Origin of the sequence: Pseudomonas sp. AP19, assembly GCF_001728855.1 — a bacterium.
In the GTDB taxonomy this organism is placed as follows: domain Bacteria; phylum Pseudomonadota; class Gammaproteobacteria; order Pseudomonadales; family Pseudomonadaceae; genus Aquipseudomonas; species Aquipseudomonas fluorescens.
Window position 1 is genome coordinate 20,420 of the sequence record NZ_LXJP01000071.1, and the last position, 11,411, is coordinate 31,830.

Below are 11,411 nucleotides of genomic sequence, written 5' to 3' on the forward strand. Positions count from 1 at the left end.
TTATCGGCTAATTATTGTAATGTTTGTCGACTATGATCTTTTGTTCCTTTTAAAGCCGATTTTTATCCGTTATAAAGTCGGCCTTCACCCCATTCGGAGTCCTGATCGCCATGACCACCCTGCACAGCACGCCTCGCGCCGATGGCTTCTACATGCCCGCCGAATGGGCGCCGCAAACCCAAACCTGGATGATCTGGCCGCAGCGTCCGGACAACTGGCGCCTGGGTGGCAAACCGGCGCAGGCCGCTCACGTGGCGGTGGCCAAGGCTATCGCGCGTTTTGAGCCGGTGACGGTCGCCGTTTCGGCCGAGCAGTATGAAAACGCGCGCGCACGTTTGGATGTGCCCAATATCCGCGTGGTGGAAATGTCCAGCGACGATGCGTGGGTGCGCGACACCGGCCCTACGTTCGTCATCAACAACAGTGGCGAAGTGCGCGGTGTGAACTGGGATTTCAATGCCTGGGGCGGTTTTGACGGCGGCCTGTATGCACCGTGGAATCGCGACGCGCAGGTGGGCGGCAAGATCCTCGAGATCGAGCGCGCGCCGCGTTATCGCACCGAAGGTTTCGTGCTGGAAGGCGGGTCGATCCATGTCGACGGTGAAGGCACCCTGATCACCACCGAAGAATGCCTGTTGAACCGCAATCGCAACCCACACCTGGATCGTGCGGCGATCGAAGCGGTGCTCAGCGACAACCTGGCTGTGGATAAAATCATCTGGTTGCCGGACGGCCTGTTCAACGACGAAACCGACGGCCATGTGGATAACTTCTGCTGCTACGTGCGCCCGGGCGAAGTGTTGCTGGCCTGGACCGATGACCCGCAAGACCCGAACTACGCGCGCTGCCACGCGGCCATGGAGGTGCTGCAAAGCAGCACCGACGCCCAGGGTCGCTCGTTCACCGTGCATAAAATGCCGATCCCGGGGCCGCTGTACGCCACCGAGGAAGAATGCGCGGGTGTGGACCCGGTGGACGGCAGCCAGGAACGCAATCCGACCGTGCGGTTGGCGGGTTCCTACGTGAACTTCCTGATCGTTAACGGCGGCATCATCGCGCCAAGCTTCGATGACCCGCTGGACAGCCAGGCCAAGGGCATTCTGCAAAACCTCTTCCCGCAGCACGAAGTGGTGATGGTGCCGGGCCGCGAATTGTTACTGGGCGGCGGAAATATTCATTGCCTGACCCAACAACAGCCAGCCCCGCACAAAAATTGAGTGCAGTTGTAACAGTGTCTGAGCGATAACACGGCGCTACCTGTTTATAGCGCTCACAGCAAGCCCGCGGCCCCGTTAGGTCGCGGGCTTTTTTGTTTCCGAGTGCCTATAAACACGGGACATTGGCATAGCTCTTGTATCGGTGTTGTCACGGTGAACCAAGGGGATGACTGCGCAGTTCTGTCATAAACCTTGAGTAAGTTAGCCGCTCACGCAGTAGGAGAGAGCGCTGAAATGAATGCCAATATAAACCTGATCCACACGCGCCCGTTTCACCCCACGCGGGTCGACGGTGAGGCGATCCATGCGTTGGCGCTCTGGTTGAAGGCAAACGGCTCACGACAGGTCAGGCAACCTGACTTGCACAGCATGATGAGTGAACGTTACCCGGTGGGGTTGCTCAGCGAAGATGAAATGCGCGCATTGTGCGAGCTGATGCAAAACTGAAGTGCCCGCTCCCGCATTGGCAGGGTGAACGTCTTAAAAACTCCCGGTGTTACTGTCACGTAGAGCGTCCAGATAAAAGTCATTGCTCGCCTCGAAACCGTGGATACGCAGGCTGTTGGTTCTGACCGAATCGATAGCCTGAGGCACGTAGCGCACCGAGGTGGCTGGAGGGTTTTTCGGGCGTGTGTGAAGGCCCTGGAGTGCGCCGCTTAGACTTTTTTCGCCTAAATACAGACGATTCACGAAATTGACACATAGTTCAACGCGCGCATACGATTGCGCCCAACGCCTGTGGCTAACCGCCATAACTCATCCAATAAAAAAAGGCCCGCGGCAGTTCAGTCGTCTGCGGGCCTTCTTTTTTTCGGAGAAAGTTGACACCAGAAAAGCAACACGGAGCCTGGTGTCACAGCGCGTACTCAAACAGTAATAAGGAATATAAAAAATGTTGAAGCAACGGATGGGTCTGATCGCTCTGGGGATTTTGAGCGCTACTCAGGCAATGGCTAACGACCAGGAGCAATCCAAGGGTTTTGTTGAAGACAGCCACCTGAACATCGCAGTACGCAACGCTTACATCAGCCGTGACTACAAAAACGGCAAGCAAGACAAAGCTGAATGGGGCCAGGGCTTCATCGGCAAGTTCGAGTCCGGCTTCACCCAAGGCACTGTCGGTGTGGGTGTGGACGTGATCGGCCAATACGCGCTGCGCCTGGACGGTGGCAAAGGCCGCAGCGGCGCCGGCGGTATCGACTTCTTCAAGCAAGGTGACAGCGGCGAAGCTGCCAAAGACCTGGCCAAGGGCGGCGCAGCCGTCAAGGCGCGCATCTCCAACACCGTGATCAAATACGGTCAGCAGATGCCAGCCGTTCCGGTCCTGGAATACGACAACTCGCGTTTGCTGTCGGAAACCTTCGAGGGCACCTCGATCGTGTCCAAAGAGATCGCCGGTCTGCAACTGGACGCGGGTCACTTCACCAAGGAAGCTCGCAAGAGCGCCGAAGGTGGCGACAGCGGCCGCCTGAAAAGCATCGACTACATCGGTGGTAGCTACAAATTCACCGAAAGCCTGTCCGCCGCGCTGTATGCGTCCAACATGCAAGACGTGCTGAAGAAGCAATACGTCAACGTCAACTACGTGCTGGCCCTGCCAGAGAAGCAATCGTTGACCTTTGACTTCAACGGCTACAAAACCAAGCTGGACCGCAGCTTCGCCCTGGAAAACCAAGGTGACGCGGACGCTCGCGACAACAAAATCTGGAGCCTGGGCGCTACCTGGGCTGTTGGCCCGCACAGCTTCACCGTCGCTCACCAGCGCAGCACCGGCGACACCGGCTACCTGTACGGCGGCTACCGCAACGCTGGCGGCATTGGCGATGGCGGCAACACCATCCTGCTGGCCAACTCCTACTGGTCCGACTTCAACGGTAAGGACGAGCGCTCCTGGCAAGCAGGCTACGGCCTGGACTTCAGTGCCTTCGGCGTACCTGGCCTGACCTACAACATCGCCTACGTGCGCGGCACCAACATTGACGACGGTTCCAACCGCGGCAGTGGCACCGAGCGTGAGATCTTCAACCAGTTCAAATACGTCGTTCAGAGCGGCCCGGCCAAAGACCTGAGCCTGCGCGCTCGTGCGTCCTGGTTGCGCGTCTCCAGCAACGCCAGCAACTACAACGTAGGCGGTAACGAAATCCGTCTGTTCGCCGACTACCCGATCAACGTTTTCTAATTGATCGCAGGTCGCGCCTGATGCCAGGCGATAAAAAACCCCGACTGGTTCGGGGTTTTTTTATGCCTTTGGATCAGCGACGGTGATCGTTCCCACGCTCTGCGTGGGAACGCCTCTAGGGACGCTCCGCGTCCCGCCGTCAACGATCAAGGGTGGTTTTTTTATCAGTTTTGCGGACGCCAGCGGGAGGCGTCCAATCGTGTAGAAGTACCGCGGGAACTTGTTACACCACATCACTAATGTAGTACTCAAACCCCCATTTATCTCGACTCAGCGCACGCCTAAATTGACCCCACTGCCGGCCCATCACCCCGATGCCCGCCCATTGGAGCCATCACCATGCCCTTCGTCAGCCTGCGCATCACCCGTGACGGCGTGACCCCTGAGCAAAAAGCCCAGGTCATCGCCGAGTTCACCGAAACCCTCGAACGCGTGCTCAACAAGCGCCCGGACCTGACCCACATCGTCATCGAAGAAATCGACACCGATAACTGGGGCTACGCCGGCATCACCACCACCGAATACCGCAAATCCCAAGCCCTTACCGGAGAAACAAAATGAGCAAAGTCGTGATCATTACCGGTGCCTCCCAAGGCATCGGCGCCGCTGTGGTTCAAGCCTACCGCGCCCTCGATTATCGCGTGGTGGCCACCTCGCGTTCGATCCAGCCATCCACCGACCCGAACATCCTCACGGTGCCCGGCGACATCGCCGACCCGGCCACTGCCCAGCGCGTCATCCGCGAAGCCCTGGCCACCTTCGGGCGCGTCGACAGCCTGATCAACAACGCCGGCATCTTCGTCGCCAAACCCTTCACCGACTACACCCACGAAGACTACGTAAACGTGCTGGCCGTGAACCTCAACGGCTTCTTCTACATCACCCAACTGGCGATCACCGAGATGCTCAAACAGCGCGCCGGGCACATCGTCAACATCACCACCAGCCTGGTCGACCACGCCATCGACGGCGTGCCCTCAGTGCTGGCTTCACTGACCAAAGGCGGCCTGAACGCCGCGACCAAATCCCTGGCAATTGAATACGCCAAACGCGGCATTCGCGTGAACGCAGTCAGCCCCGGGATTATCAAAACACCGATGCACGGCGAAGACACCCACGCGGCGTTGGGCCGCCTGCATCCAGTCGGGAGCATGGGCGAAGCGAGTGATATTGCCCAAGCAATCATCTACCTGGAAAACGCCGGGTTCGTCACCGGCGAAATCCTCCACGTGGACGGCGGGCAAAGCGCCGGGCACTGACAAAAAAACGCCCCGGCCTGCCCAGGCTGGGGCGCTCGATCAACTACCGATGCAGATCACCGGTGGAACCGGGCTTGCCCGCGATAACGCCGGCCCTGCCAGACATTCACATCTTATTGCTCGGCATTGCAGGGCGACTCCAACACCTTCACCCCATCATCAATGACCGCCTTTACCCGCTCCTGAAAATAATGCTAGGCCCAGGCATAACGGTCCGTCTCCTTCGTCATCGCTGCAGCTTCTGCGGGTAGCTTGGCGACGTGGAGCAGGTTGGGAGTGTGGTGCTGGAGGATGGGGTCAGTGGAAGGGGAGGTAGGGCGGCTATTTTGTAGCGTGATATGGGGCAAACTCCAGGAACAACAAAGCCCTTACGTTGTTGTGAGGGCTTTGTTTTGTATGGTGCGGCACCAAGAGTCGAATCGCATTACTATTGATTTAAAAATCAATGATTTAAGGTAAAGGTCTTTGAGGCGCTACCTCTATTTATACCCTGATCGTGGATCAAATAATGGAGGGTGTTCGTTATTGATATGAGCGACTATTCGTGATCTGAAAGAGGAATGAGCTAAAAATTCTTAAATTTCGCGTATGGCATATTGACAGCGTCAATGCCGTTTGGGATATTCGACCCGTTCTTTACGCGTACAAGCTCGGTCTCGGTACCGATGCTTAGTCGGGCGATTAGCCAGACTCTAGAAAATTGCTTGGATTTATTCCGCAGAGAATATCTGCGGCCCTCCAATCGCGGGCTCATTACGGTCCACAGATATTCTCTGCGGCTGTTTCTTGGTAAAGAACCTCTTCTAAATGACAGATCCTCGACTTGCTGCTCTATCATCGATAAAAATAGAGTCATCAAGAGTCGAGTACTGTAAGTCTCACATCGTTCTTCTGTGTGGTGGCCGGTCGCCTGAAAAGGGGCATCCGGACGATCCCACCCCTTCGGTACAGTCGCTACGTCACGCGCTTGAGACAGACCTCAATAATAGAATTGAGTTCTTCAAGCCTGAGGATGTCACTAATTGGCAAGTTGACGCTATCTTTAGAAATCTGATTGATCTCGAGGTGGAGTTGGCTGCAATGTGCTCTCTGGTGGTTATCATACTAGAGAGTCCCGGAGCAATAGCTGAGCTTGGTGCGTTTTCTCAGTTGAAGGAGTTCAACGACAAAATTGTTGCTGTTTGCTCGGAAGGTCACTTTCAGAATGACTCATTCATAAAATTAGGTATTTTTCGACATATCTCAAACGATAAGCGAACTGCAGTAAAAAGTTATCCATTTGAAGTCGGATTTCCACTTACTATAACTGCTGAGATCATAGAGGATGTTGTGGTTGATGTTCAGCGCGAGTTGGACGAACTGCCGAAATCGCAGCTTCTTAAAGTATCCAATAGCTCCCATGTTTTCGTTCTCTTGTATGAGCTTATAAAGCTATTTGTTGCCGTTAAAGAGAGCGAGCTATTGGATTATCTTTCCAGGCTAGGAGTTGACGCTGGCAGGGATCAACTAAGGGGCAAGCTTTTTTTGCTTCAGCGATTCAGACTCATTAGTCTTGAGATTTATAGTGATTCCCAATTTTACGTCGCTAGAAACTCTGAATTCCACAGGGTTAATTTTTCTGCGAGCTCTTCTGTGCCGATAGATAAGCTACGTATTTCTACAGAGTGTAAAGAGTTCTATAATACTTCGGGAAAAGATAATCACCGGCTTAGAGTTATTCGTCGGCTGTTTGGGGGTGGGAAGTGATCGCCCATAAAACGCTTGAGAAAATGTTGGCTGATTTGTCATTGTCAAGCGAACAGTTAGTACGTGTGGTTTCGAGGGCTCCTTATTCTTATAAAACTTATAGTATTCCAAAAAAGAATGGCGGGTTGCGAATAATCTCTCAACCTGCCAGGGAAACAAAGTATGTTCAACATTGGTTGATTCATAACGTTTTTCATCTATTGCCAATTCATGAGGCCGCGTCGGCATATGTAAAAGGTGCAAGCATTAAAAAGAATGCCGAGGCACACAGAACAAACGAGTACATGATTAAGCTGGATTTTAAAGACTTCTTCCCGTCTATTAAAATTGATGATCTGATAGCGCACTTTCAGAAAAGCTTGCCTTTTCTTGATTTGCTAGAAATTCGATATATTGCAAGACTGTCATGTATTAATAGAGGGAATGGCGGTGCTCTGAGTATCGGCTCTCCAGCTTCACCAATATTATCGAACTCCATCATGTATGAGTTTGATAGTGTGGTAGCTGATTGGGCATCTCAAAACAAATTTGTTTATACTCGCTATGCTGACGATTTAACATTTTCCACGGCTTTACCTTACGCTTCTGAGTCAGTCGTGCCTGTAATAAAAGATTTGTTGTCTAGTTTGAAATACCCACGCTTAAGCTTGAATGTTGATAAGACGATACATTTGTCTAAGCGAGGGAGCCGCAGGATTACCGGATTAGTAATCACAAACGATGATAAAGTTTCTCTTGGTCGTGATAGAAAGCGAGAAATTAGCGCTCTTGTCCATAAGTATGGTCTGGGACTGCTTGAACAAAAAGACGTGTTTAGGCTTCAGGGATTGCTCGGTTTCGCTGCTGATGTAGAACCGTTGTTTTTATCGCGTTTAGGTAAGAAATATGGGATGAAAACCATATTGAATCTTCTGAGAAAGCGTCAGTGAGACCCGCGGGCACTATTATTCAATCTCCGTGAAAGCGTTCATGGTCTTTCTACTTTGGCGGCGGCTGATATTTTTACGGAGTAACCTCGCTGGGAAAGACTATCATATGCCCTAACAAGGTTTACTTTACTGAAGAAGGGCAGATTGCTTTTCACGCTTGCGGCATCGTCGCCCAATATCAGAAAAACCACTTCATATTCTGCGCTTCGTAAGTTGTCGAGCGGAATGATTTCGCGTGCAGCGTTACTGAAAGTACCCAATACCTTTCTGGCTGATTTTCTAAATTCTCGGTCTCCGAGCAATATCTCTGCGGCGACGCTCCCTTGTGCGAAAAGATGGCTTAGTCCAGCAGATCCCCCTTTGCGATGTTTGACGTGTATGAATTGCTTCTCAGTTGAAAGAAGATCGCACAGTTCAACTGAACTAGTCGATTTGTTGCTTTTGATCAGTCTCTTGTCTAATAGGTGATATCCGTGCATCTGAGAGGCCCTAATATTGTAATCACCTTCAGCCTCTATTTTTGCCTTCTCACCTTCTTGCCACACGTATACCCCTGGAAATTGAAGTTCAGAAACACCTATATTCGCTAAGCTAGAATTGATTCTCCCTATGAATGAGTTGTCAATTTCATACCAGGTTCCTCCAAATATTATGTTGGTTTTGTTCGCGTTTATTATTTCATAATAGATGCATTTGTATATTGAGTGATCAAATTCGTTTTCATGTATATCGAAAACATACAAATGATCTCTTTTGACTGACTCGATAGATAGCTTTGTATTGTCAATCGTAGATAGATATTTTTCCGATGATACAGTTGGTGATCGATCACTTTTGGCTCGGGTAAAGCTGAAGCCGGTTATCGAGTCCCATTTCTCTATTTCTGGTAGTGTTATAACTATACTCGGATCACGGTCTTTAATTGCTTCAAGCAGAACCCGGTCTAACTGGTCTATGTGTGATTTTTCCTTGATTCTTCTGACGTTGTCTACCCATAGAAAGTCTGTTTTATAATCATCTTTTAGGTAATGGGTTTTTAAATTCTCAGTTATGGTTGGTAAATCGCTGATCTCCATTTCAATACCAAATGAAAACATTGCGTCACCGCCAGAGATATTTTTGAAATCTATACCTGGTTTAGGTGTTCCAGTCACAGCTCTCAATATATCTCTAGATATATCAATGCCAAACACACTTATTTCTGAGTCGCGTGCGGCCTGTGATCTTTTTTGAACCGGTTGGTCTTCTAATGTATGAATATCTACGCTTCTTAAACTTTCGTGATTAAGAGTATTTAAGGCGGTTTTTAGCCCGAAGTCTTGGGCGAAGTTTGCAAGATTTACTAGGTGTCGGCCATAACCAAAAGTTATGACGAATATGTCGGTATCTGTTTTTATGAATAATACCGCAGAGCTTGATTTGTTTCCGATCTGTATTACGTTGGTTCCGGTAATTGTGTCAACCAATTCGCCCCAATTCGGTCTTTTTTCAACTGTGCGCTTTACATATAAAACTCCTTCTAAGCCAAAATCTGCATCGAGTTCATATGGGACTACGTCCTTATCCAAAACTAGTAGATCCGAGAAACCGTTGATAACAGTATCTGGTTTCATCATGAACACATTTAAGTGACGATATTTCATTCCTGGTATTCTCCCTTCCCTAGGTGATATCTCGTGCATGGCATAACGCTACTCCACCCCTCTGGATATTGCTATAGTTGAAAGAGCTTAGCAATTTTTTTGGGAGGCTGAGTTTTCCAGTGTGGCGAATGTCCATGGTCGTTGAGAGCTGGCTCATTAATGATAGTTGTTCGCGTCTGATGGAGCGGGATTTTTCGATTGGTCACGCCGCAGTGTTCGGCATTACGTATTAAGGAAAAAAGATGAATAAGCCAGACGTTGCACTAATCTATGAAGAGGGCATGCCAAGTGAATTGTATGTTGATTTCGAGAAGGCATTGCACAACCCAAATATCCGTATAGCGATTGAGTCTAGGCCCCCTAGTGGACCTCAAGCATGTCTTGAGTGGTTTATTTTTCCAATTGTCGCGGTTTACATAGCAAAACCTTACTTTAAGGCACTTTTTGGGGAGATGGGTAAGGACCATTACTTGCTTCTGAAGGAGAAACTTTCCGAAACAGCAGGCAAGGTGATGTCGCAACCTAAAATAGAGCCAGTCCTCTTAGGATCAGCAGGTAAGCTGAGTACGGAAAATCCATACTCCCTCGCTTTCTCCATATATGCGGAAGCAAATGATGGCAAAAAATTCAAACTACTTCTCCCAAATAAATCGTCAGTAGAAAACGACTACAACGAAATAGTTAATGTTTTTTTGGATTTCCTATCTGAGTATCATGCAGGAATAAAGCAGCTTGACGAAATTGGTTTTGACTCTAATGCCAATCCGCCGAGTGGACTTATATTTGTTCGCGTTGATCCAATCACTAAGAGCATCGAATGGCTAGATCACAGACGCAATGGATAATGTAGGGAAGGCGAACCCGCAAAAAAGATCGGGCATCGTCAAAGATGCCATCCAAACTTCCGATGGGCGAGTTTATTCTTGCGAATACTATGACAAGGATTGGAGCTTTTAAAGGTTTGGCAACCTACTATGGCCTTGATTTTTTTTAAAATTATGCGCACAAAATTTTTATGTTTTTTATCGGAGTAGTTCGATATGTTTGAGATATTTAACTCTTTAATCGGTCAAGTTGGTGGCGCGGCAATCGTCATTACCGGACTTTCGGCTTGGCTGGGGAGTATTTGGAAGGATCGCATCAGCTTGAGAGAGAAGGCGACTTTTGAAGTTCTTATAGAAAAACTCAAATCAGAGCACTCTCGCCAGACACAGAATCTGGAAAGCGCATTGCAAACCGAGCGTCACCTAGTTCAATTGGGGCATGCAAATCTGATCGAAAAAAGAGCTGTATTTATCGACGAAAGCTACAAGCTTCTCGTTGATCTGCACGAAGCGATATATGAAACTATTCGACCCGATTATTTTGGGAGACAACGACCTTCAATCACGCAGGCATATGAATCGGCATTGCCAAAATTCGATGCCTTCGTTGAGGTTTATGAGAAAAATAAAATTTATTTTTCTAAGGCAACGTCAGAAAGAATTTCAGACTTCTATGTTTCGGCTGCTCAGACATTGGATCAGGCTAGAGTAGCCATGCGGTCAGGGGAGGCGCTGGGGCACGGTGAGACGCCTCACCTTCAAAAATTGTTCGAGAAAGTGAATTACGAAATGCATGAGACTCGGACGGCCGTCGAACAGGAATTCAGACAACTAATGCACGTGCAATGAGTAATATCTATTTTTATAGAGGGGTTTTAATGTTTGGCTTAGACTTATGTCAGTCTTTTTACAACTCTACGGATTGAAAACTGCCAGCCAGAAATGTCAGGGTGTGACCGTTGGTCAGTCGGCCACTTTTGGCCGATTGCTGACCTTCGCCTAACGCTTGAACTGCCAGGATTTCCCTATACGAAGAGTTAGCAAATGGATGGTCAGGAGATAGTAATAGCGCGTCGATTCAGCGTGCTGATTCAGGTGGTGATTTAGGAACCAGTCGAGATGCTTTTGCTGCCAGGTCCATGGATTGTCACTGTGCCAGCGATTAGAGATCGCCGCTTGAATGGCCTTTGCTTGGCGTAGGCAAAGAAACGGGGTCAGACCACTATTTTAGCGTTTCCGTCGACGCCATTCCCTCTAATCGCCCCCCCCTTCTCAGATCCCTTCTCGCACGACTTGAATGTGAACCCAATCACCGCTGACGTGCTACTCCTCTGCTCGCTGCAGATGGTACGTACGATCTTGGCCTGTCGCCCTGATGAGTCGATCCAGCTGACTGACGAATTCGTATCAGGCGCTAAAAGATAAAAGCTGCGAATTCATAACGGCTTTCCAAAATATCAGCGAAGGCCATGGACGTTAGGGGCGAGCAGGGCGGGGCAATTGTGAGGGCGGAAAGCGGAAGGGTTTTGCACGGAAGGGAAGAAGGGGGCGATCTAGAACACTCAAACCCCAGAAACAACAAAGCCCTCACATTGCTGTGAGGGCTTCGTTTTG

10 protein-coding genes and 2 pseudogenes are annotated in these 11,411 nt (G+C 49.9%); 9 read left to right on the top strand and 3 right to left on the bottom strand.

What is annotated here, in order from left to right:
- The first annotated feature begins 110 nt into the window (after positions 1-110).
- From aguA to A7D21_RS30320, 5 genes are all read left to right on the top strand, one after another.
- Positions 111-1,217 carry an agmatine deiminase gene (gene aguA, locus A7D21_RS30300; RefSeq protein ID WP_069553455.1) on the top strand — a complete coding sequence of 369 codons (1,107 nt, stop codon included), beginning with the start codon at positions 111-113 and terminating at the stop codon, positions 1,215-1,217.
- A 234-nt stretch (positions 1,218-1,451) separates the two neighbouring features.
- Entirely contained in the window at positions 1,452-1,664 is a 213-nt protein-coding gene (locus A7D21_RS30305) for a hypothetical protein (RefSeq protein ID WP_069553456.1), read from the top strand.
- 445 nt (positions 1,665-2,109) lie between these two features.
- On the top strand, positions 2,110-3,396 hold the full coding sequence (locus A7D21_RS30310) for an OprD family porin (protein WP_069553457.1): 1,287 nt from the start codon (positions 2,110-2,112) through the stop codon (positions 3,394-3,396).
- Between the two features lie 339 nt (positions 3,397-3,735).
- Entirely contained in the window at positions 3,736-3,957 is a 222-nt protein-coding gene (locus A7D21_RS30315) for a 4-oxalocrotonate tautomerase family protein (RefSeq protein ID WP_053253821.1), read from the top strand.
- A complete protein-coding gene (locus A7D21_RS30320) occupies positions 3,954-4,655 on the top strand; it encodes an SDR family NAD(P)-dependent oxidoreductase (protein ID WP_069553458.1) in 702 nt (233 codons plus the stop codon). Before A7D21_RS30315 ends, A7D21_RS30320 begins: the two co-directional genes overlap by 4 nt.
- A 113-nt stretch (positions 4,656-4,768) precedes the next feature.
- On the opposite strand, the pseudogene A7D21_RS34850 reads toward A7D21_RS30320, so the two are convergent.
- Positions 4,769-4,936 (bottom strand): annotated as a pseudogene (locus A7D21_RS34850) (DUF3077 domain-containing protein); the annotation flags it as partial.
- A gap of 526 nt (positions 4,937-5,462) precedes the next feature.
- Between A7D21_RS34850 and A7D21_RS30325 the strand changes: the two are divergent.
- Positions 5,463-6,401, top strand: a complete 939-nt coding sequence (locus A7D21_RS30325) for a retron St85 family effector protein (RefSeq protein ID WP_069553459.1) — start codon at positions 5,463-5,465, stop codon at positions 6,399-6,401.
- Positions 6,398-7,330: a retron St85 family RNA-directed DNA polymerase gene (locus A7D21_RS34855; protein WP_083272270.1), complete on the top strand. Its 933-nt coding sequence runs from the start codon at positions 6,398-6,400 to the stop codon at positions 7,328-7,330. Before A7D21_RS30325 ends, A7D21_RS34855 begins: the two co-directional genes overlap by 4 nt.
- 38 nt (positions 7,331-7,368) lie before the next feature.
- On the opposite strand, the gene A7D21_RS30330 is transcribed toward A7D21_RS34855, so the two are convergent.
- Positions 7,369-9,012, bottom strand: a complete 1,644-nt coding sequence (locus A7D21_RS30330; RefSeq protein ID WP_256556883.1) for a DUF6119 family protein — start codon at positions 9,010-9,012, stop codon at positions 7,369-7,371.
- Positions 9,013-9,215: 203 nt separating this feature from the next.
- On the opposite strand from A7D21_RS30330, the gene A7D21_RS30335 reads away from it, so the two are divergent.
- Together A7D21_RS30335 and A7D21_RS30340 are read left to right on the top strand one after the other, a co-directional pair.
- A complete protein-coding gene (locus A7D21_RS30335) occupies positions 9,216-9,818 on the top strand; it encodes a hypothetical protein (RefSeq protein WP_069553460.1) in 603 nt (200 codons plus the stop codon).
- 195 nt (positions 9,819-10,013) lie between these two features.
- Positions 10,014-10,646 (top strand): hypothetical protein, encoded by a 633-nt coding sequence (locus A7D21_RS30340; protein ID WP_069553461.1) that lies wholly within the window; start codon positions 10,014-10,016, stop codon positions 10,644-10,646.
- 150 nt (positions 10,647-10,796) lie between these two features.
- Here the strand turns inward: A7D21_RS30340 and A7D21_RS36385 are convergent.
- Positions 10,797-10,997, bottom strand: a pseudogene (locus tag A7D21_RS36385) (hypothetical protein); the annotation flags it as partial.
- Positions 10,998-11,411: the final 414 nt, after the last annotated feature.

What these genes read in the sequence shown, in the direction of transcription:
- aguA (WP_069553455.1), top strand. Translation starts at nt 111, where the DNA reads ATGACCACCCTGCACAGCACGCCTCGCGCCGATGGCTTCTACATGCCC.
- A7D21_RS30305 (WP_069553456.1), top strand. Translation starts at nt 1,452, where the DNA reads ATGAATGCCAATATAAACCTGATCCACACGCGCCCGTTTCACCCCACG.
- A7D21_RS30310 (WP_069553457.1), top strand. Translation starts at nt 2,110, where the DNA reads ATGTTGAAGCAACGGATGGGTCTGATCGCTCTGGGGATTTTGAGCGCT.
- A7D21_RS30315 (WP_053253821.1), top strand. Translation starts at nt 3,736, where the DNA reads ATGCCCTTCGTCAGCCTGCGCATCACCCGTGACGGCGTGACCCCTGAG.
- A7D21_RS30320 (WP_069553458.1), top strand. Translation starts at nt 3,954, where the DNA reads ATGAGCAAAGTCGTGATCATTACCGGTGCCTCCCAAGGCATCGGCGCC.
- A7D21_RS30325 (WP_069553459.1), top strand. Translation starts at nt 5,463, where the DNA reads ATGACAGATCCTCGACTTGCTGCTCTATCATCGATAAAAATAGAGTCA.
- A7D21_RS30330 (WP_256556883.1), bottom strand. Translation starts at nt 9,012, where the DNA reads ATGCACGAGATATCACCTAGGGAAGGGAGAATACCAGGAATGAAATAT.
- A7D21_RS30335 (WP_069553460.1), top strand. Translation starts at nt 9,216, where the DNA reads ATGAATAAGCCAGACGTTGCACTAATCTATGAAGAGGGCATGCCAAGT.
- A7D21_RS30340 (WP_069553461.1), top strand. Translation starts at nt 10,014, where the DNA reads ATGTTTGAGATATTTAACTCTTTAATCGGTCAAGTTGGTGGCGCGGCA.